Source organism: Bacillus sp. EB106-07-01-XG149 (assembly GCF_058791555.1).
The window spans coordinates 899832-922457 of the sequence record NZ_JBYTDP010000003.1 but is presented as its reverse complement, the minus strand read 5'-3'; the positions used below and the strand labels follow the sequence as shown (position 1 = coordinate 922457).

Genomic DNA, 22626 nt, shown 5'->3' with positions numbered 1-22626 from the left:
TGAGTCCATATAAATATAGAACTCAGGTTGCTTAGTTGCGCTTTTTTAATACTGTCTACTTGACAGGGGTCACTGCAGTTTGTAGGCTCTTTCTTATATCTTACTTTTTACGACGTACTACAAAAACACACGCACCTACCGAAGATACAATCGCCAAAATAGATAAAACAATTGCTATCAATTGCATATTACTAGTACCTTCATTCTTTTCTACACTAGATACTTCACCATGTTCTCCTGTTAATGACGTACCTTTTGCAATTGTAGTAAGTGAATGTGGTTTTTCAGCTTTTTCATCGCCTGTCCATTCAACAATTTCTCCGTCTTTATATTGTTGATATGCATCCCAAGCTATTTTTTGTTCTTTATCCGGATTTTTAGCGACGAAAGTAAATCGCTGGAACTGACCGGGTAAAATCCCTTCTCCTGTTGCTTCCCATACTACAGTTTTAACTTTTCCGGCATTATCTTTCTGCTCTTCCACTTTCCATCCTGGCACTGGTTCATACTGTTGGAACTCTACTCCAGACGGTATTTTCAATGTAACTTTTGTCGTTGCTAGATTCTTCTCAACTGGTACTTTTATCGTGTAAGTCTCCCAAGAATTAACGTCCGAAGCTTCTGGTTTCACAGTGACGTGCGCACTAACAGGTAACGAAAAAATCCCCATTGCAATTATTGTTGCGATCATTGTTGTGCCAAATTTTTTTATACGTTTCATTTTCTATTAGCTCCTTTTTATCTATACCTTCTCTTTATCCCGCTATTCGCCGGATAACCCGATTGATGAGGGCTGATTAAAGTTTCACTTTATCTGCCGCCTACAATAAATTTATAATCCGTATCAAAACTATCAAGAGATTTTGTTAATCCGTGCACTTGTATATTCCAGTTTCCTGTCATGTTAATATACATACCTTCCGCTTCATATTCTCCTGGTGACACGGCCGAAACTTTAAATGAACCCTTCCCCATATTCATATCCAATGATTGCGTGGTTAAAATAATTTGCTCCATATCAGTAACAGGTTGTCCGTTCTCATCCTTTAAAGTAATATGGAATGTATTTTGTCCTACTTTATTAGGACTTACATGTAAAGTAAGTTCATATCCATTATCTAATTGCTTACTCTCTGTAAAAGGTCCAGTTGGAGGCATCGGCGGTGTTTGTACGTTTGTCATAAAAGCTACGATTACGAAAATGATAATTCCTATGATAAACTCTACTTTCACCGTAGCGCCTAAACCTTGCTCCGCTCTCATTTTCCCTTTCACATAATGAACAATTCCCAATATCCCCATGAAAATGAATAAAAGTATCTTTGCTAATAAAACTAATCCATACTTCGTATCAAATAACGAGTGTATTGTTGGTATAAAGAATGTACTGTTAAAAAGACCTGTTATTAAAATTACGATGACAGCACCTGTTGCCCACGGTGAAAAGCGCTTAATCATATCCCAATACATACTCCACTTATCATCCTCTTTACGTAAAAGAAGAACAATAGATGATAGACCACCAATCCATAACGAAGCTGCGAATAAATGTAGAAAGTCCATAACGACCGCAATCTCTTTAAACTTTAAACCAAATGCGTGACTATTAAAGGCTTTCATAACAAGTATCCCGATAAACAATAGTATTGGAATGCTCCATACTTTAAACGACGACAGCTTCTCACACTTCATCGCAAAATACGTAACAATTATAAGCGAACTAATAAGAACCATTTGAGTAATCCATACATATCCAAAAACAGAAAGCTGTAATGTTTCTTTTAATAGTAACGGATCGAATGCTTCTAACCATGAAACATCAGCATTTATTTTCGCTTGCAATGGTAGATTGAATAATAAGCTAATCAATATACCCAATAATGAGATCCATATTATGTTCTTACTCCTTGATCGAACCGAGGTTGCATTCCCTTTATACATAATAAGATTAAAGAATAGCACGCCTATAAATAGTGAGAAACTTGTATATAAAACTCCACGTTCCATAATCATATCTATTTGCGGGACATACCCCATCTCTTCTACTTGTATATCGTCTGCTCCCGCTTCCTCTGACCCAATTCGGAACGGAATAACTCCTTGAATAGGATGCCCGTCAGCAGAAATCACTTTCCACTGAATAGAGTAAAGCCCGTTTTTCAAGTTTTCTTTTAAGCCTACTTCTAATATTTTTTTGTTTTTCTTATCGATATGAGCATCTTTTAAATCTACTCTTGTACCTGAGGTATCTCTTACAAACAATGTATTAAAATGCGAAACTTGTATATCCTCATCAAATTCAATTTTCACTACAGATGGTGCTTTCTTCAACGTTTCATTTTCAGCAGGGTTTGATTTCACAATGTACGCATGAGCAGATGCACTTTTTGGTATCAATATGATAAGTACACACGCAATTAATAGCCATGCCCCTAACCTTCTCATTACTTTCACAATCATTTCACTTCTTTCTTCCTCATCACTATCTTTTCATTCCTTAAACTTCCCAAGTTTCATTCTTCGACGAAATATTAACCTGATTAAATATAAATTTCTATACAGTGTAACTTTTTATTTCTCTCTCACCTCTTAACTTCCAATACAATAGTAACTACCTTCATAGATACAACTTACATTTTTAAAGTCGATTGTTATTATATCATAAAATATATTTATGTAAGTTCCTAAAGAAGAAAAGTTATCGTGAATCATTTGTGAAAGAAGTGTGAAATACATAAATGAAAAAGGTATTACGTTATTACGCAATACCCTTCTTCCATCATAAAATTTCTTTACTTCTCTTCTGGATAATCACAATACTCAATGATTGTTCCCTCTGTATCCGCTGGGTTAAGATATATTAATCTTCTACCGTGCTTATTAATTCGAAGTGTATGCTCTAACGTTCGAATACCTTGTTCTTTTAACTCTTCTAAAGCTACATCTAAATCATCGACACGATACGCAACGTGATGAACACCTTTACCTTTTTGCTTTATAAATCGGGCAATTGGAGATGTCGTATTATTCGTAGGCGCAAGTAATTCAATTCTATCTCCATCCACTTCAAGAATGGCTACTTCGCTTTCCACACCAGGAGCTTCACTTACGTAACGATCTATTAAAGTTCCTAACAACACCTTTTCATAAAAATGTATCGTACTTTCTATATCTCGAACTGCGATGCCGATATGATCAATTGTTTTTTTCATTTTATTTCCCCTACTACTTTATTTTCTTTCATTATTAATAGTAACAAAAAAAGTTATAGAAACAAGTTCTATAACTTTTTTATTTAACCTATTTTCTTATTCGCACTAGCTGGTTGAACTTGATTTTTTGCTTTTAAAACGCTAATACCATATCCGATAAATCCACCGATAATTGCTGGGAAGATCCATCCTAATCCTACTTCTTGCATCGGAAGGAATTTAGTGAACACTCGGCTTACTACTTCAATGTTAACTCCAGCTGCACTTAATCCATCGAATAAGCTGATGATAAATGTTACGATTAAGCTCACTTGATAAACTTCAGCTCTTCCTTTGAATAATGAATGGAAGAATGTTAAGAAAATCAATACGATTGCTAGTGGATAAATTGCTGTTAGTACTGGAACAGAAACTGCGATTAATTGTGTTAATCCTACGTTTGCAACAATTGCACTAAATACACATAGCGTGATGGCAATCGCTTTGTAAGGAACATTTGGGAATAACTTATGGAAGAATGAAGAACATGCTGATACAAGTCCCACACTAGTTGTTAAACACGCTACTGTAATCATTAACCCTAATAATACTCCACCATATGATCCGAAATAGTAGTTAGAAACTTTCGCTAATACTTCTCCACCGTTCTCTAAATGTCCAAGCTTTGCAACACTTGAAGCACCCATATAAGAAAGAGCTGTATAGATAATTGCTAAAATAGATGCTGCAATGATTGTCGCTTTTGCACAAACGATCATAATCTGTGTTTTCGTTTTTGCACCTTTTTCTTTAATTGCATTAATGATGATGATTCCAAATACGAATGATGCAAGCGTGTCCATTGTTAAGTATCCTTCTTGAAATCCTTTAAAGAATGCATGTGATGTATAAGCTTCCACTGGTGCTTGCATATCTCCAATCGGATGTATAAAAGCAACGATTACTAAAATACCAATGAAAGTTAACTTAATTGGCGTTAAGATTTTTCCAACAATATCGACAATTTTCGCAGGATTTAGCGAAAAAAAACAAGTGATGCTAAAGAATACAATTGTGAAAAGAATTAAAGGTGTAGAACCTAATCCTTCTGGCATAAACGGTTTAAGACCAATTTCATAAGATACATTTCCTGTTCTTGGTATTGCAAATAACGGGCCAATCGCTAAGTATAAAACTGTTGTAAACACAATCCCGAATACTGGGTGAGCACGACTTGCTAGTGACTGTAAATCATCTTTACCCGAAAAACCAAATGCCAGTACACCTAGTAGTGGTAATCCAACACCCGTTACTAAAAATCCAGCGTTAGCAATCCATACATTCTCTCCTGCCGATTGACCGAGCATTGCCGGGAATATTAAATTTCCTGCTCCAAAAAATAGTGCAAATAACATTAATCCAATAACTACTATGAACGAAAACGGTACTTTATTCGCCATAATATAACCCCCATTCAAATTTCCTTATCTCATTTTCCATTTTTAACTAATTGAATTTTCTGAATATTTAATTCAACTATCAACTATTCTTGAATTTATTATAGTTTGTCATATAATATTTTGCAATACTATTTTCAAACTTTTCATTTATTTTATAAATATACATTTTTTAACATAGAAATAGACTAAAAAACCAACATGGTCATCCATGTTGGTTTTTTACATTTACTATCAATTAAAATTTTGCCGCTACTTTCTTAACGTTCTCTAAACCTTCTTCAACAATTTGTTGTGAACGATCTGGATATTGATTGTGCCCTTCAATTACAACAGTTTCTGGATTTGTAATTCCCCAGAACCCAAGCACATTCGTTACATAATTAACTGCCATTTCCATAGGAGCCATTTGTTCTGAAGAATAATCCGAACCACGCGCACCTAATACAACGACTTTCTTATCACCAGCTAAACCTACTGGGCCATTTGCTGTATATTTAAATGTTTTTCCAGCTTGAGATAAGTATGAAATATATGTGATTAATGGTGCTGGCACTGTGAAGTTCCATAGTGGGAACGCAAATACAACTTTATCAGCTTCTAAAAACTGATTTAAATATTGATCTACCTTAGCTACAGCCTTCTCTTCTTCTGCTGTTAACTCCATTCCTTGACTACGTTTATATCCACCTGAAATAGCGATATTTCCGTAATACGGAAGATCTAATGCGAATAAATCTAACTCCGTAATTTCTGTATTTGGGTTCGCTTCTTTATAAGCACTTACAAATGTTTCATACATTCTTGAACTAACTGCTTGCTCCGCCGGACGATCGTTTGCTTTTACAAATAATACTTTTGACATTGTTTTATTCCCCTCTACTTTTGTATTTTCTTCTTTTTTACCAAATAATGAGCTAAATAGTCCCACTTTCTTCACCTAAACTTTCTTATCATATTCATTATTCATCATCATAAAAATTCTTATTCTAGTAAAAAGTTCCAATAGATACCTTAAGTAAAAACACAAAAAACTTTTTGTTATTTAATTACCTTATGTAAGTGATTGTAATACAGTGACTTACTTTAGTCAAGTAACTTTAAATAAAAAATAATATCTCAAATTAAAAATAATGACCACAATACAATTCATACACCCATTGTAACTTTATTGTTTGTATAATGGATGTAGAGAGGGCAATTCATATTTAGAAAGGATTTACTCATGAGCACTATAGAAAAGATTCAAACTTTTATTATTCTTTTTGCTGTTACATGCGGCATCGTACTCGGACAATTTAATTTGATACATATGTATTCAGAGCAATTTATTGTCCCCTTCTTATTTTTCATGCTGTATGGATTATTTCTCAGCATTCCATTGAAAGAAATAAAAAATGGATTCCGCAATTTAAAATTCGCTGGAACGAGCCTTACTATTAATTTTGTATGGACACCTTTACTCGCTTGGGGATTAGGTGCACTATTTCTTTCAGATCACCCAGCACTTTGGGTTGGATTTATTATGTTAATGGTTACTCCATGTACAGATTGGTACTTAATCTTTACTGAAATAGCGAAAGGAAATGTAGCACTTTCTACTGCCATTTTGCCTGTAAATTTAATTTTGCAAGTACTACTCCTTCCCATTTATTTATTTTTATTTGCTGGTGTCATGAAGACTGTATCTGTTTCTGTTTTAGTAGAAAGTATTGTTATCGTAATCGTCTTACCATTTATACTTGCACACGCTACAAAATTCATTATGAATAAACTGAAAAAAGCTGAAACACTCGAGAATAGTCTCATTCCGTTTTTCAGCTCTGCTCAAATTGTATTTTTAAGTTTAGCAATCGTAGCGATGTTTGCATCACAAGGTAAATATTTACTACAAAATATGAATGTCGTTTTACTATTACTCATTCCTGTTCTATTATTCTTCATCATTAATTTCGTACTCGGACAATTTATCGGAAGCATGATGCGTTTATCTTATAAAGATACAGTAAGTTTAAACTTAACAACATTAGCAAGAAACTCACCTGTTGCACTTGCTATTGCTGTAACAGCTTTTCCAGATGAGCCTCTTATTGCTCTCGCATTAGTTATTGGGCCATTAATAGAACTACCTGTACTAGCTTGTGTATCACAAGTGTTATTACTTATTAAGAAAAAGCAGCAATATACATAAAAAAACGTCCAAATTTGGGACGTTTTTTATTGTTGAGAAATTATAGAAGTAACGATAATTATCGGCTCTAAGGATTTTATACGTTATAGAAAATTAGCTTGTCGTTACATTAACAAAGCCTATCTAATTAAAAATTATAGGAAAAGTAAATATAACAAAAGCGGCCCAAAGTCCGTAGATTGGCAAATACTTCGTAACAGCATCTTGGATAGCTGTCGGTCCTGATTTGTTTTGTAGAAAACGCATATAGGAAAACATAATCCAAATGAGATTTGCCCAAATCAGTATGTTTATGCCTAAAACAGCAAGTCTATTAGGTGTAATCCCGTAAGAAGAAAGTCTGAATACGATGGCTGATAATGCGACAGTGTCAATAATAAGCGCCAGAACAATTAAGGCAAAATTTATATAATCTGAAATGCTCTTTTTCTCGTCTGAGTCACTTTCAACAATAGAAAATATGGTAACGGCCAATACACCAAGAAGTATTCCATTGAACGCCATTAGGAAATTGCGGTCCAAGAATGGATTTTTTCCACTCCATATAACCTTTATAAGATAGATCAACAATGTAATCAGTACAAGCGGACTAAAAATTTTAGCTATATATGGTGTAATATTTTTAGCAAGTTTAAGGTTCATTGATACTAAGTATGTAGCCACAATAGCGAGAGCCGCAGCACCAAATAAAACAACATTACTAAAATAGAATTCTCCTATATCCAAGTCAACGAAGCTAAATAACTTCATCGTGAATACTGCTAGTACCATTCCGCTCACTGCCATACTCGCGTAGAGAAGACAATATTCTAAATTAAATTTAATATACGCTAATCTTGTACTGCCTTTTGAATATTCATTTCCTGTAAACGCAAGTCCCAATAAGACCCATAACAATATAGGAAGATGTAAATACGCAAGGATACTGCTGTCTTTATAATTTAATGGCAACATATTAAGATACAACCCGGCAATTAAGAACAACGCTGCAAGGAAATAAATAATACTTTTTTTCGGAGTATTATTGTAAATAAAATAAGCAGCAATAAAGGGAATTACACCAAAAGCCAAGTTAATTGGAGCAATTGCTTCCTGCTCGACAAAGTGGAAAATGATTCTAGTGCTTAGCCCAGCTAGAATAGCTAACATGCCCATGAATAAGAAACCTTTTTGAAACAGCGATATTTTTTCTTTATTTGCCGTCTCCTTGAAATTCAATCTTTCATACCAAGCAGCTAGAAGCTGAGAATCAGGGTTTTCATCCCATGCTTGTGAGAATGACTTTTTAAAAGCTTTCGGGTCTTTTCTATACATTCTCTCCAACTCATGAGGGTTATCCATATTTTCAATAATCAAATTGTTAATGTCCATATTTATACCTCCTCTAATTTTAAAAATAACGTTGTTACCTTTTCTATAAAAAGCACCACACTTATTTATTATGTTTTTGATTTTAATATAAAATTTATCGTTTTACAATAAATTTTTATTATTTTTTACGATATTTTCATTGCATACTTCCACAAACATTAATGTAAGCTACTTTTGGTTGTTCTCTTAATTGCTTATTTCCATTTTCTAATTCCTTATTTTCCCTTTATATAAAAGAAGTTCCCTATAAAATAGATTTTTTCAGTGTCTACTCTATAGGGTACAGTTTAATTGGCATACTTTTTTATTTGTTGAAACCACTTGTCCCAAAGTAAAGAACTTTTTCTTCCGAATTTTTATGCTTCATAGTTTTTTAAAATTAAAATACCTGACATAAAAAGTACCTTCACCTATAAAGGAATATTTTTTCACCTGTAAATTGTAAAATGTACCTTATGACTCACGAAATAGTAATGATAAATATATAAGTTTCCTAGCCAAAAATAAACTCTAAGCAATCCTAAAATATCTAATCTTCCTTTATATATTTTCATCCACTTTAAATAAGATAACAGCAACTTCGATTTGCTTTTTACTACTCTTTTATGAATCAGTATCTTTTAAAATAATCACATTTTATTTACCACATTAGAAATTTATTTATTATGAAAGTAGACTTTTTCTTCTAAGTATTTCGCTACTTCTGGTTTCAACCCTTGATATAGGCTCGTTAACATTTTTATTTTAGCAATAGTAGCTCTTTTATTACTAAATTTATTTTCTAACACATATTTAAGATGAAGAACAAAACTCAAAGTTTCAAAATGTAAGAGTAAATGAAAATGTCCAGAGATAAAAAAATTTTTAATTTACAATAAATTCTTTTAAAACATAATAAAGTTGTTTAAAAAATGCTGGTCATGTTATTTAACAATTGGGCCATTTAATAGAATAACTCCTTATACAATTTATTTGAATTTAATTAATCTAAAGGGGGATGACCCACCATCATATTTTCTAGCTACCATCTATTATGGTGGGTCCACACCCTACCATAAGACCGTAAAAATACTTATTGTGTGGACCTTTTTGGATTAGTGCAGGTATGTAAAAATTTTAGCAATGGTATGAATATAATGTTTAACGCCTTTAAGCTTACAGACGGCCGTCCTGTATAGTCTCCCTTATGTGTTGGAAGTTAATTAATTCCCTAGGAAGACGAAAAAAAGTCTGCTCTTAAAAAGTTCACAATCAGTGGGCAATCCGTTTAATGAGCTACTTGAAACGATCATTGAAAATTCACCTAAAGTGGGGGGAAATGATGTATAGACCAATATGGACTGAAATTAGCCTTAGTAACATTTCACATAATATTAGTGAATTTCGAAAAATAATACCTAACTCAACAATAATAATGGCCACCGTAAAAGCGAATGGTTATGGGCACGGTGCTGTCGAGGTTTCCCAAAAAGCGATTAATAGTGGAGTGGATTATCTAGCGGTGGCCAGTTTAGAAGAAGCTATTAAACTACGAAAATCAGATATTCAGGCACCTATACTTATACTTGGATACACACCTCCATCAGCATCGAATCATGTTGTTTATTGGGATTTAACACAATCAATTTTTGATATGGAACATGCAGAAGCTTTATCAAATTCTGGGCAAATCTTAGGAAAAAAGGCAAAGGTTCACGTCAAAGTCGATACAGGAATGGGACGATTGGGACTTCAAGCAGAAGGAGCAAGTGATTTTATCCATATCGTGTCAAAAATGGATGGGCTGTATCTAGAAGGAGTGTACTCGCATTTTGCTACCGCAGATGAAGCCGACATACGGTATGCAGAAAAGCAAAAGAACCGATGGAGAAGGTTATTGGAAGAATTGGAGAAACAAAAAGTTTCTATTCCCATATTTCATATTGCCAATAGTGCTGCAACAATAGAAATGCCAGATATGACCTACGATATGGTTCGTATTGGTATTTCTATGTATGGCCTTTATCCATCTAAAGAGGTGAATAAAACAAAAGTTAATCTTAAACAAGCAATGCAGTTAAAAACCAAAGTCATCTATATCCAGACACTTGAGAAGGGGGATGGCGTATCATATGGAGCAACTAGCATTGAAAGAGATAAAGCAATTATTGCAACTATTCCAATTGGTTATGCAGATGGGTATTCGAGGCGATTATCTGGAACGGCTTATGTCCTTATACACGGACAAATAGCTCCTGTTTTTGGTAGAATATGTATGGATTTTTGTATGATTGATGTTACTGATATTAAGGATGTAAATATTGGTGATGAAGTGGTAGTTTATGGAGGTCAAGGGGATTATTTCATATCATTAGATGAAGTGGCAAATATGTTAGGAACCATATCGTATGAAGTTGCTTGTAACTTGGGTCAGAGAGTTCCTAGAATTTACAAATAACCAGCTAAAGACAGTATTCATTATAATTATCTCAATTGTTATGTATTAGGTCACTATGTTGAAAAGATATGAAATGGATGTAGCGTCATAACCCTTTTTCCAGAATAAATACGTAGCTTTATTCAAAACATGTTCTTTGTTAATATTTATACTTCTACCTAATTTACAACACTCCCATTCATATAATTTATTTTGAAATCAAGCCTTCTATTCATGAGATTTTATTTAATGTTCAAATCAGAATTTTAACAGAATTAACGGAAAATTATTTCCTTCTGATTTTTCTCTAGCCTAGTTAATTGTTCCCCAGTCTAATTAATTTTTCCTTTTGGACACTTCAATTGGACCAAGCTATATTAAATTAATATGGTGGAAAATTGTTTCCACCATATACAATGCACCTTCATACCCAGATGTTCCAGATAAATATAGCTTGACTAATTGTAGAAAAAGCATGACATAAATTTGTCATGCTTTTTCTTTTCTATAAATATTTTTTCAAACCTAGTCTGTTACAGAAGCTTTTACTCAAGAAAGAACTTTTTTATTTATTGACACCACTTAATTCTCAAACACAAAATTCATCTTATTATCTTTCCACTCTAACTTCGCATCAAATATTTTCTCGCCCTTTTTAAAGCCTTTAATTAAATCGGTCTTCTCACCTTTTAAAAGCTTTGTCATATTCTTTTGCGAAATTGTTTTGCTTAATATTTTCTTCGAAATGGTAAAATCACATTGTGTCGTGTTGTAGTTAGAACAACCGTAAAACGTTGACTTATCAATCACATCGCCATCACATTTTTTACAGCTACCAACCTTTTTCCCTGTTGTAAATTTCGATCCTTTTCGTTCAATCGATTCAACATGTAGTCCAGTGAAATCCCATTTCTCATACATTTCCACTGCATCTTCAATAATTTTAGCTGATAGCTTTTTCGTTTGCTCCATAAATGTAGCTGGTGATGCTGTGCCTTCACCAATTTCCGCAAGGCGCTGCTCCCATTTCGCTGTCATTTCTGGTGAAGCTAGTATTTTATCACCGATTGCGGTAATTAATACTTTCCCTTTATCGGTTGCGTACACTTGATTTTTCTGCACATCTATATATTTACGGTCTTTCAGCATCGTAATAATACCTGCACGCGTTGCCTCAGTACCTAAACCTTCTGTTTTCTTTAATACTTTCTCCAGCTCTTCATTCTCTAAATACTTACCGGCCGTTTTCATTAACGTAATAAGTTGTCCTTCTGTATAACGCTTCGGCGGCTGTGTTTTTCCTTCTTTCACTTTCACCTTTACAACTTTTCCTTGTTCCCCTTCTGCGACAATTGGAAGAGTTGTTTCGTCATCTTTATCGTCTTGGAAAATAACTTTACGCCAACCTTCTTGAATTTGCTGTTTTCCTTTTGAAATGAATTCAGCACGTTCATCTACAAAAGTTGTAATCGTTGTGTAGTCAAAGATTGCTACTTCATAATGCGCCGCAATCAGTCTTCTTACGATCATATCGTAAATTTTCTTTTCATCACCTGATAGTTTGCTTGGATTTGTAACTTGCTCTGTCGGAATAATAGCGTAATGATCTGTCACTTTTTTTTCATTCACATAACGCTTATTATTCATAATCGATTCAACTGGAGCTGGTAATAAACCTTTATATTCATCAAACTGACTTAACTTCTGTAAAATATCAGGGAACGTCGCTGCTTCTCCTTGTGTAACATAGTTAGAATCCGAACGAGGATAAGAAACTATTCCTTTTTGATATAGTGCTTGTGTTATATCAAGCGTCTTTTTCGGTGAAAATTTAAAAGCTTTATTAGCTGTCGCTTGCAGTGCTGATAAATTAAATAAAAACGGCGGCTGAAACTCTTTACGCTCCGTTTTCATTTCTTTTACTACGGCCGGTTTCCCTTGGCAAAATGCTGCAATTTTATTTGCCATATCAGGGTCTTGTAAGCGGGATTCACTATCCTTCTCCCATTTCCCCTCATACTTCTTTCCTTCTATATTAAAGGTTGCGAACACTTCCCAAAACGGCTCAGACTTAAAGTTCTCTATTTCTTTTTCACGCTTTACAATTAATGCGAGTGTCGGTGTTTGTACACGACCAGCTGAAAATACATCGTTCATTCCTTTTTTCTTTAGCAAAATACTAAAGACACGCGATGCATTCATACCAACGACCCAGTCCGCACATGACCTTGTATACGCCTCATAGTACGTATTAATTGTATCTGCTTCATCTAATAAATTTTTAAATCCTTGGTATATAGCTTGTTTCGTTAAAGAAGAAATCCAAAGACGCTTCATCGGCTTTTGCACGTTACAAAGATTAATAATGTTTCGTACGATCAATTCCCCTTCACGCCCAGCATCGCCCGCGTGAATAATTTCTGTTACCTGAGGATTATGTAACAGCTGTTTCACAACATTAAATTGCTTATACTTTGACTTTGTTACTTCAAATTGAAAACGTTCAGGAATCATTGGTAACGTATTAAGTGACCATTTTTTCCACTCTGCGTGATAATGCTCTGGATTACATAACTGCGTCAAATGACCAATTGCCCATGTACAGTACGCTCCATTTGGAAATAACTCATTCGCTTCTACTTCTAAATATCCATCTTTTCGGCGATATTTAAATTGTGAAACAAGAGCCAAACCTTGATCTGGTTTCTCGGCAATAATTAATTTCATTTTATAACTCCCTATCTGTATTCCAGTGTTACTTTCATTGTCTATCTGTTTAGAAGCGATGATAAAACAACAATCTTATTTATCATTCGCGGTTTGTCTCGCAAATGGGAGACCTATAATATTATACGCTTATTCTTTATGGCTTCACAATAGAAACTCTTCATTTAACTCTTACATTCACATGCTCATAATTAAAAAGGCGTCCCAAAAAATCAGAAGCCTTCTTGCTTACATTTATGAAATTGTGCAGATAATATGCAGATATAAATAAGCATAAGTACTCTCCATATGAACATATGATGAAATGAATGATAGGACAGGGAGGTATCATAATGTTCGCTTACACATTAACCGCCTTAACACTTTGTTGTATCTCGATTCTTATTACATCATATATATCTAAACGCAAGGGTACCCTAATGGAGTATATGGTATTTATTATGTCTTTTAGTATGAGTACGGGTTTAAGTATCGGTTTTTATTTAGGTATTCTTTTTAAAGGTGAATTACTATATTCTACTTTGCTTGCGATTTTGATTAGTAGTTGTATCGGTTTTTTAGTCGGTCTACGGTTTCACCTATTTACCGCTTTAGAAGGAATGTTTTCTGGATTAATGGCAAGTATGATGGGAGCAATGATTACAGAAATGTTAAACGCTCAACAAGCTCATAGTATACTGTTTATTAGTCTTTTACTTACGATAACAATAACTATGTCATGTATGATTCAACTTTTATCAGACACCTTTTCTACTTTTATTCAACGGCGTTTTTTGTTATTACTATCAATTAGTGTGATAATTATCGTTGCCGTATTCGTGACATTCCCAGATCATACTCCCCCACCTTCACCTGGGCATGATCAACATATACATTGATACTTGCACCGAAAATGAATAAGCAGCTATCCATAGGATAACTGCTTCATATTATTCTGGCTTATTAGGAATGTTTGGTTTTGGAACATAATCAGATTTATAAACAGAAAAGGCTTTTCGAAAAAATATCGAGGTTTAAAATGAACAAAATAAAAAGACGCCCAAAATTGAGCGCCTCTTCTAATGATTATTTCGTAACAACTTCATCTTTTTTTACATTTACATTGTTTTCTCTCATAAACGCTTCAATCTCTTCAACTTCTCTAATAATATCTTTTGACAAGTTTTCATGTCCGTCTTTCGTTACAAGAATATCATCTTCAATACGAATTCCAATTGATTCTTCTTCAATATAAAGACCAGGTTCAATTGTTATAACCATGCCTTCTTCTAATACTCTATCTTTGTATGTCCCTACATCATGCGTATCTAAACCAAGGAAATGGCTAACACCATGATAATAGTATTTAGATAGTTCCTCGTCTTCTTGAATTAAACCAATTTCTTTACACTCTTCTGCTAGTACCTTTTTTGTATGCTCATTTAATGCAGCAAACTTTACTCCTGGCTTAATGAGTTCTGTTGTTTCTTTCAATGCTTTTAATACAATATTATACATTTGTTTTTGGCGACTAGAGAATGTTCCATTTGCCGGGAATGTATAACTAATATCAGCATTATAGTAATCTTTTTGAGCGCCTAAATCTAGCAGTACTAAATCACCATTTTGAATTTGTGCATCATTATCTTCATAATGAAGAACTGTAGCATTTTTCCCACTTGCCAAAATTGTATTGAATGCATGATGCTTAATGCCAGATGACTTCAATGTGAAATCAAACTGAGCTTCTAATTCATACTCCATCATGTCTGCTTTTGCATGCTTAAGTACGTTGTAAATGCCCTCTTTCGTTACAGCAATCGCTTCTTTAATAATTTCAACTTCTTCTTCTGTTTTAAACACTCGTAATTCACAAATATTCGGATATACATTACCAATTAAAACGTGTGGATACTGTTCTCTTACATGTTTAGCAAAAGCATGCGTTTTGGTCTCCGTACCATTCCACTCACGACGCTCTAAATCTAAATATAGATGCTTCACATTTTCTGTAAAAAGTATATTTGAAATTGTCTTTTCAAAGCTATCTAAATATACAACTTTCTTTATACCTGAAATTTTCTCTGCTTCTTTGTTAGAAACTGTTTTACCGACCCATTTTTCCATGACTGGATCCGATTTTTCAATGAACAGTGTTTCTTCAACACTATTTCCAAACTTCTTCAACATGAAAATAACATTTGGTTCCTCGATTCCTGTTACATAGTAAAAATTTCGATTCGGCACAAATTTATAATGTGCATCCGCTGACATATGAGGTGCTTGTCCAGCAAATAAAATAGTAATAGATTCATCTGGTAATGTGTTTACTAATCGTTCTCTATTTTGAGCAAAAAATGTTGATTTCATAATATTCCCCCTAGCGTTCTATGTATACTGGTAAATCTAATTACCCAATACAATTCATTCTATTATTGTTATAATTTTTCGTCAATTAATAGTACTCATAGTGAAAGGAAATTTTTCATTACTAGGGCCACTTACAATCGAAATTATGCATACCACTCCACAATTTCTTGACATTTATTCCATATACTTAAAATCTCATATATAGGAAAGGAGCTACTACTTTGAAACATTATGTAGCAACAGGATTAGCAATTACTTCTTTATTGTTCATTACAGGATGTTCTAGCAACGCAGAAACAGCACCAGTGAAGAAAGACACGGTGCAATCTCAGCCAAAACATACAGAAACAGCAAATACAATTCCGCAAAACTTCTATAAGGAAACTACATTTGGAAAAATCGAGCACATTCACGGAATTGGCTATGCAGGAAATATGCCTGGGGTTTCTATCGCCACTCATAGCGGGATAAAAGTTTATCAAAATGGAAAATGGCTTGAAACTAAGACTGAGCTACATGATTATATGGGATTTCAGGCAACGAAGAACGGATTCTTTGCCAGTGGTCATCCTGCACCAGGCGCAAATTTAAAAAATCCTTTAGGGTTAATGAAAAGTTCTGATGGCGGTAATACCCTTGAAAAGCTAGCTTTTTATGGAGAATCTGATTTTCATAACCTTGCTGTCGGATACAATACGGAAGCAATTTATTTATACAATGAGCGTCCTAATTCCAAATTGCAACAAGGCTTTTATTTCAGTACGAACAACGGTCAAGAATGGAAAAATAGTAAGTTAAAAGGTCTTTCAAGTACAATTCATTCCTTTTCAGTACATCCTGATCAGTCTAGTGTAGTCGCGGTAAGTGCTAAAGACGGTGTTTACTTATCTACAGATTACGGAAATACATTTGAACTATTCTCTACATCACTTGAATCGACCGCAGTTACATTAAGTAATGAAGATGTTATTTACTCCCCTATCAATAAGCAAATAATAACGAAGAAATCAATTGCTACAAATGAAGAGACAAATATACAAATTCCACCTTTAGATCCTAAAGATGCAATTATGTATATTTCACAAAACCCTCAAAATTCAGCTGAAATAGTATTTGCTACAATGAAAGCAAATGTGTTCCTTTCTGCAGATGATGGTACAACGTGGAAGCAGATTACTAAGGAGGGCGCATTCCAATTTAATTAGAAAGGTGAATATAACGTGTTTTCAACAATTAGTGAATGGAGCTATCAACTCATGTCTCCTTTAATGGATGTCGCGAGTGCTACGAAATCAGTACCTCTATTATTTCCGTTTTTATTAGGCGTAGTAGGAACCCTTGCTCCTTGCCAATTAACAGGAAACATTAGCGCTGTTACACTTTATGGCAATCAATCTTTACAAAAAGGACATGCATGGAAACATATATTGTTATTCATTTTAGGAAAAATAATAGCTTTTACAACGATTGGACTACTAGTATGGTTTTTAGGAAAAGAGTTTCAGCAAACATTAACTTTGTACTTCCCATGGTTACGAAAAATAATTGGACCTTTATTAATTTTAATGGGGTTAATGTTGGCAGGTATTATAAAGAGCAGAAGTTTCTTCTCAATCAAATTTATACGAAAACAAAATGAAGTTGGCTCATTTTTACTTGGATTCTTCTTTTCCTTAGCTTTCTGTCCGACCATGTTCGTTCTATTTTTTGGAACGTTAATCCCTTTATCTTTCTCATATAATTATGGTTACTTGTTTCCAACATTCTTTTCGATAGGAACTGCTCTACCAATCGTTGTCCTTATGTTCATCATCTTCTACCTCGGATTAAACGGAGCATTACTGAAAAAGAGCCGAAAAATAGGGAAAATTATTCAGCTTATAGCCGGTGTTCTTCTGATATTAATCGGACTTTATGATACTACTCTTTATTGGTAATACATACAAAGGGTAAGCTTCAGTGAAATGAGCTTACCTTTTGTATCATTTTTTCTTTTGTTGTAGTTGATTTAGTAAATTCTTAACAAACGCTAAGAACAGCGGATCATTCTCTTTTTTAGGTGACCATTGCATAATAAGTTGTCGTGGAATTTTAATTTCTATCGGTTGCACGATAAAGTCATGAATGATTTGTTTATGCAGTCCTGATAACGGAACGATTGTTATACCGTTAACTTGTACAGTAAGTGCTAATGCCGAGCTAATTGACTCTGACTCCATCACTTTATTAACTGTTATTTCATTTTTCATCAAATATGGTTCAAGTACTTCTTTACAACCAGAAAGCGGCATAATAAAAGGATAATTTTTCAACTCTTTAATAGTAAGGTTAGGTGGAATTGTCTTTGAAGAAACCATAACATAAGGATCTTCACCAATAACTTCATAATGAAATCCTGGTATTAAATTTTCTTTTATAGAAATAGAAAAATCAGCACTTCCAGAAGACAGCCAATCTAATACTTCTTGATAGCTTCCTTCTCGAACTGCAAGCACGTACTGACTTTGATCAATATTACCTAGTTGGATACACTCCGCCAAACAATATACAGTAACGGAAGGATACGTAGCTAGTACAATCTTATACAAGCTTCTATTTTTTAATTGTAAAACTGTTTCTTCAAGGTTTTCATACTCCATTAGAAGTCGATCTACACAAACTAAAAATTCCTTTCCATTTTCAGTTAACATCGTTCCTTGTCTAGAGCGATCAAATAAAGTTAAAGCATATCGTTTCTCTAATTTGTTTATGATATGAGTTATAGCGGGCTGTGTCATATGTAATTCTTTCGCTGCTAAACTAATGCTGTTCAACCGAGCCACATTTTTAAAAACTTTAAAATCAAAAACGTTCATTCTGTTCTCCTTATATAAAAGATATTTATATCATCTATAAATAACCTTCATTATATTTATCAAACCACTTCCTATACACTAAGTATACATCATCAATATTACGAAAAAATAAGGCATATAAACATTAGAGGAGTGTTGATTAAATGAGTACTTACATTTTAATACATGGAGCATGGCAAGGTGAATGGGCATGGGAATTAGTAAAACCTCAACTAGAGGCTTTCGGACATACAGTTGTTACACTAGACTTACCTGGAAGTGGAAAAGATATGACTCCATTACAAAATATAACGCTAGATTCTTATGTTAATGCAGTAACAGCTACTATAGATCAACAAAATGAAAAAATTATTCTTGTTGGACATAGTATGGGTGGAATTGTAATCACGCAAACAGCTGAACTTATACCAAATAAAATCGATAAATTAGTATATCTTTGCGCATTCTTACCACAAAACGGAGAAAGTCTTAGTAGTAAATTAGATGGTGAAGCTGGTCCACAATTCTCAATTAATGAGAATGACATGACTGCAGAACTTATACCAGAGTTGACTGAACAAACATTTTTAAATGCTACAGAAAATGCAGCTATTAAAGAATCTTCTTTCAAACAAATGCGTCCTCAGCCACTAGGACCGTTTCAACAAGAGCTAAAAATTTCTGAAGAAAACTTCGGAACTATAGATCGCATTTATATTGAAACAACTCTAGATAGAGCGATTCCAATTGATTTTCAGCGCCGAATGAATACAGAAACTCCTTGCGCGAAGGTTATTACTTTAGAAGCTGATCATTCACCGTTCTTCTCTAAAACATCAGAACTTGTTAGTCACTTACATGAATTAAGCTAAGCTTTATATTTTCCTTGTAGACACCCACTTACTGTAATACGGGTGTCTACTTTTCTTTTACCCTTCTTGACATATTCATATAAAAAAGTTAAAATAACTATAAATTAGTAAGTAACTAATTTAATTTAAAATTAGAGGTGAACAAAATGAAAAACATTTTATTCCGTATTAACGAATTATCAAAAAAAGAAAAAGCATCTGGATTAACAGTTGACGAAAAACAAGAACAACAAATGTTGCGTCAAAACTATACAAAAACATTTCGTGGAAGCTTGGATTCCATTTTATTAAACACAAAAATTGTTGATCAATATGGTCTTAACGTTACACCAGCCGCATTACAAGATGCTCAAATACGTTTAAAATTAAGCAAATGAAATCAAAGCTAAAAAAACAATCGTATAAAACATAAAAAGAGCCGGAATTCCTATTTAGAAATTCCAGCTCTTTTTATTATTTTTTCCAATTTAGTAAATGAGCGATACATCGCAATTCTCCACGAAACAATCATCGCAAATGCGAGTAAGAAAAACATTCCACTTAACTCTGCTAAATCAATTGATTGACTTAAATATGATTTTAACGCTACTCGTACAGCCAATAATCCGACTAAAATAAATATGAATGCTTTTGACGGTTTCATATATATATGTTCACTTCTTATTTCAAACTTAGTTGTTTTAATAAGCAATATAGAGAAAATAAGTCCTAGGCTAATTGCCTCTACTATTTCTAACGATGTTAATCGAAACTCCGGTAAGAAGTACATCATTGCGCCAGTACTCATAAAGATTGGTGGTAATATAATTTTCTTTTTCGTTACCGGTTTTTTCGCTGCTTTAAAGCGAAGAAACATGACACCAACAGCCATACAAACTGCTACAATACTTGATAAAAGTGCTATCATACTATCCACTCCTATCTATTTAAAAGATTTTTTAAGTAAAATCATAAACCAAACGAGCCCGATACTTATAATGACATGACCTAATCCAGCCATATGGCTTAGACCGTTAAAGTCAGTTCCGTTTACTTGTAGAAGACCTCTCCATAACATTGTAGCAATAGTAAACATTAATCCTACATTATAAACAACAAACCATGCACGAAAACTCTTTGTTTCATGGACATTAAATACTTTAAATAGAGCCAAAGCGATTAAAAAGAAGACGAAGCCGAGCACCAATACGTGTGTATGCACTAATTGCAACATTGTGGATCCTTTAATTCCTTGTGCTTTCGAATACTCTCTTGCAAATACTCCTGATAATAAACCGATAATTAAGTAAATGAATGCTGCATTATATAATTTCTTCATTCTATTCCTCCTGCTGTAAACTTTCTATATTCGCTGCAATCATTTTACGGAAAGTTTATGAACGGAATATGAACAAAATATTACATCCAACTTTTGAAAGTAAAAAAGCCATTCCACAATTAATATTTGCGGAATGACTTTTCAACTTATTTTAAATCTTCTATTGAGAAAGCACCTGGAAGTAATTGCTCAACAGTCACTTCTTTTTCATCACCTTTTACATTCGTTAGTAAAACTGGCATTTTCGGTTCACAGAATTCAGCAATTACTTGTCTACAAGCACCACATGGTGAAATCGGTCCGTCCGTTTCGCCTGTAATAACTAAGTAACTAAAGTCGCGCTCTCCTTCTGATACTGCTTTAAAGATCGCTGTTCTTTCTGCACAGTTACATAAACCGTAAGAAGCATTTTCTATATTACAACCAGTATAGATTTTACCTTCTTTCGTAACTAATGCTGCGCCAACAGGAAATTTCGAATACGGAATATATGCTTTTGCTAACATCTTATTTGCTTCTTCGATATATTTTTTCTTATCCATATTATTTCCCCCTTAAAGTATGTGTAATTATGATTAGTCAGTAATAACTGTATGAACTAATTTAGGAGCCACTGCTGTTTCAGCGATAGAAATATTTTCGTAAATTTTTGCTTTTACATCTTCTACATTTTCACGATTTGCATAGATTGTTACGAATGGCTCGCCTTCTTTTACTGCATCGCCAACTTTTTTACGTAACATTAATCCTACTGCTAAATCGATTTCATCTTCTTTTGTCGCACGGCCAGCACCAAGTAGCATAGCTGCGATACCAATTTCATCTGCAACAATGTTAGAAATAACACCTGAAGTTTTTGCAGGTACATCAATTACATACTTCGCCTGTGGCATTTTTTCTGGATTGTCTACAATTGAACTATCTCCGCCTTGATTGCTTAAGAACTCTTTAAACTTCTCAGTTGCTTTTCCGTTTTTCATAACTTCAATTAGCATTTCACGAGCTTCTTCTAACGTATTTGCTTTTTTCGCAAGTACGACCATTTGACTTCCTAATACAAGTACTAATTCCGTTAAATCTTCTGGGCCTTCACCTTTTAACGTATCAATCGCTTCTTTCACTTCTAGAGCGTTACCAATTGCAAATCCAAGAGGTTGTGACATGTCTGAAATAACAGCCATAGTTTGACGTCCTACATTATTTCCGATACGCACCATTGCATGAGCTAATTCTTTTGCATCTTCTTCTGTTTTCATAAATGCGCCAGCACCTGTTTTTACATCAAGTACGATTGCGTCAGCACCAGCTGCAATTTTTTTACTCATAATTGAACTCGCGATTAATGGAATTGAGTTTACTGTTCCTGTTACATCACGTAATGCATAAATCTTTTTATCTGCAGGTGTTAAGTTTCCAGTTTGTCCAATAACAGCTACTTTGTCACGGTTTACAATATCAATGAACTGCTCTTTCGTAATTTCAACGTGGAATCCTTCTACCGCTTCTAATTTATCAATTGTTCCGCCTGTATGTCCTAATCCACGACCAGACATTTTTGCTACTGGTACATCTAAAGCAGCTACTAATGGTCCTAATACTAATGTTGTTGTATCACCAACACCGCCAGTTGAATGTTTGTCTACTTTAATTCCTTCAATTGCTGATAAGTCAATCGTTTCTCCAGACTCAACCATCGCCATCGTTAAATCTGCACGTTCGCGATCTGTCATATCTTTAAAGAAGATTGCCATTGCAAGTGCACTCACTTGATAATCAGGAATACTTCCGTCTGTATATCCATTAATAAAGAATTTGATTTCTTCAGTCGTTAATTCTTTGCCGTCACGTTTTTTTGCAATAATATCTACCATTCTCATTACAATCACCATTCCTTTTTATA

Annotated in this window: 20 protein-coding genes; 7 read left to right on the top strand and 13 right to left on the bottom strand. The window is 33.9% G+C overall.

Annotated features, from left to right (window positions below):
• Window positions 1-100 precede the first annotated feature (100 nt).
• The 5 genes from AC3WTA_RS17030 to AC3WTA_RS17010 form a co-directional block, all read right to left on the bottom strand.
• Window positions 101-721: a YcnI family copper-binding membrane protein gene (locus AC3WTA_RS17030; RefSeq protein ID WP_000821375.1), complete on the bottom strand. Its 621-nt coding sequence runs from the start codon at window positions 719-721 to the stop codon at window positions 101-103.
• Window positions 722-810: 89 nt separating this feature from the next.
• The gene (locus tag AC3WTA_RS17025; protein ID WP_070168706.1) at window positions 811-2460 is read right to left on the bottom strand and encodes a copper resistance CopC/CopD family protein; all 1650 of its coding nucleotides are present in this window, start codon (window positions 2458-2460) and stop codon (window positions 811-813) included.
• Between the two features lie 332 nt (window positions 2461-2792).
• On the bottom strand, window positions 2793-3212 hold the full coding sequence (locus AC3WTA_RS17020) for a VOC family protein (protein WP_000750864.1): 420 nt from the start codon (window positions 3210-3212) through the stop codon (window positions 2793-2795).
• A gap of 83 nt (window positions 3213-3295) precedes the next feature.
• Window positions 3296-4651 (bottom strand): branched-chain amino acid transport system II carrier protein, encoded by a 1356-nt coding sequence (brnQ, locus tag AC3WTA_RS17015; protein WP_001284769.1) that lies wholly within the window; start codon window positions 4649-4651, stop codon window positions 3296-3298.
• Window positions 4652-4886: 235 nt separating this feature from the next.
• Window positions 4887-5579 (bottom strand): FMN-dependent NADH-azoreductase, encoded by a 693-nt coding sequence (locus tag AC3WTA_RS17010; RefSeq protein WP_000522525.1) that lies wholly within the window; start codon window positions 5577-5579, stop codon window positions 4887-4889.
• Between the two features lie 294 nt (window positions 5580-5873).
• Between AC3WTA_RS17010 and AC3WTA_RS17005 the strand changes: the two genes are divergently transcribed.
• The gene (locus AC3WTA_RS17005; protein WP_000103800.1) at window positions 5874-6839 is read left to right on the top strand and encodes an arsenic resistance protein; all 966 of its coding nucleotides are present in this window, start codon (window positions 5874-5876) and stop codon (window positions 6837-6839) included.
• A gap of 123 nt (window positions 6840-6962) precedes the next feature.
• On the opposite strand, the gene AC3WTA_RS17000 is transcribed toward AC3WTA_RS17005, so the two are convergent.
• Window positions 6963-8210 (bottom strand): DUF4153 domain-containing protein, encoded by a 1248-nt coding sequence (locus AC3WTA_RS17000; RefSeq protein WP_492332941.1) that lies wholly within the window; start codon window positions 8208-8210, stop codon window positions 6963-6965.
• Between the two features lie 1321 nt (window positions 8211-9531).
• On the opposite strand from AC3WTA_RS17000, the gene alr reads away from it, so the two are divergent.
• On the top strand, window positions 9532-10647 hold the full coding sequence (alr, locus tag AC3WTA_RS16995) for an alanine racemase (protein WP_000286224.1): 1116 nt from the start codon (window positions 9532-9534) through the stop codon (window positions 10645-10647).
• 561 nt (window positions 10648-11208) lie between these two features.
• Here the strand turns inward: alr and topB are convergent.
• Entirely contained in the window at window positions 11209-13353 is a 2145-nt protein-coding gene (topB, locus tag AC3WTA_RS16990; protein WP_492332940.1) for a DNA topoisomerase III, read from the bottom strand.
• A 332-nt stretch (window positions 13354-13685) separates the two neighbouring features.
• Here topB and AC3WTA_RS16985 point away from each other — a divergent pair, with 332 nt between their 5' ends.
• On the top strand, window positions 13686-14231 hold the full coding sequence (locus AC3WTA_RS16985; protein ID WP_000458518.1) for a hypothetical protein: 546 nt from the start codon (window positions 13686-13688) through the stop codon (window positions 14229-14231).
• A gap of 187 nt (window positions 14232-14418) precedes the next feature.
• On the opposite strand, the gene AC3WTA_RS16980 is transcribed toward AC3WTA_RS16985, so the two are convergent.
• Window positions 14419-15702 (bottom strand): aminopeptidase P family protein, encoded by a 1284-nt coding sequence (locus AC3WTA_RS16980; RefSeq protein WP_000843009.1) that lies wholly within the window; start codon window positions 15700-15702, stop codon window positions 14419-14421.
• A gap of 221 nt (window positions 15703-15923) precedes the next feature.
• On the opposite strand from AC3WTA_RS16980, the gene AC3WTA_RS16975 reads away from it, so the two are divergent.
• Window positions 15924-16907 (top strand): F510_1955 family glycosylhydrolase, encoded by a 984-nt coding sequence (locus tag AC3WTA_RS16975; protein WP_000683840.1) that lies wholly within the window; start codon window positions 15924-15926, stop codon window positions 16905-16907.
• Between the two features lie 15 nt (window positions 16908-16922).
• Window positions 16923-17639, top strand: coding sequence for an urease accessory protein UreH domain-containing protein (locus AC3WTA_RS16970; protein WP_000493103.1), 717 nt, complete (start codon window positions 16923-16925; stop codon window positions 17637-17639).
• A gap of 45 nt (window positions 17640-17684) precedes the next feature.
• Here AC3WTA_RS16970 and AC3WTA_RS16965 read toward each other — a convergent pair whose 3' ends face one another.
• Window positions 17685-18557, bottom strand: coding sequence for a LysR family transcriptional regulator (locus tag AC3WTA_RS16965; RefSeq protein ID WP_001100316.1), 873 nt, complete (start codon window positions 18555-18557; stop codon window positions 17685-17687).
• Between the two features lie 143 nt (window positions 18558-18700).
• On the opposite strand from AC3WTA_RS16965, the gene AC3WTA_RS16960 reads away from it, so the two are divergent.
• Both AC3WTA_RS16960 and AC3WTA_RS16955 read left to right on the top strand, forming a co-directional pair.
• On the top strand, window positions 18701-19408 hold the full coding sequence (locus AC3WTA_RS16960) for an alpha/beta fold hydrolase (protein WP_492332939.1): 708 nt from the start codon (window positions 18701-18703) through the stop codon (window positions 19406-19408).
• Between the two features lie 146 nt (window positions 19409-19554).
• The gene (locus AC3WTA_RS16955) at window positions 19555-19785 is read left to right on the top strand and encodes a DUF896 domain-containing protein (protein ID WP_000789778.1); all 231 of its coding nucleotides are present in this window, start codon (window positions 19555-19557) and stop codon (window positions 19783-19785) included.
• Window positions 19786-19835: 50 nt separating this feature from the next.
• Here the strand turns inward: AC3WTA_RS16955 and AC3WTA_RS16950 are convergent, their stop codons facing one another.
• The 4 genes from AC3WTA_RS16950 to AC3WTA_RS16935 form a co-directional block, all read right to left on the bottom strand.
• Window positions 19836-20315 (bottom strand): CcdC family protein, encoded by a 480-nt coding sequence (locus tag AC3WTA_RS16950; protein ID WP_000561061.1) that lies wholly within the window; start codon window positions 20313-20315, stop codon window positions 19836-19838.
• 15 nt (window positions 20316-20330) lie between these two features.
• Window positions 20331-20726 (bottom strand): DUF2871 domain-containing protein, encoded by a 396-nt coding sequence (locus AC3WTA_RS16945; protein WP_000737866.1) that lies wholly within the window; start codon window positions 20724-20726, stop codon window positions 20331-20333.
• A gap of 146 nt (window positions 20727-20872) precedes the next feature.
• A complete protein-coding gene (locus tag AC3WTA_RS16940; protein WP_000358522.1) occupies window positions 20873-21268 on the bottom strand; it encodes a cytidine deaminase in 396 nt (131 codons plus the stop codon).
• Window positions 21269-21301: 33 nt separating this feature from the next.
• Window positions 21302-22603: a pyrimidine-nucleoside phosphorylase gene (locus tag AC3WTA_RS16935; protein WP_001983022.1), complete on the bottom strand. Its 1302-nt coding sequence runs from the start codon at window positions 22601-22603 to the stop codon at window positions 21302-21304.
• Between the last annotated feature and the right edge of the window lie 23 nt (window positions 22604-22626).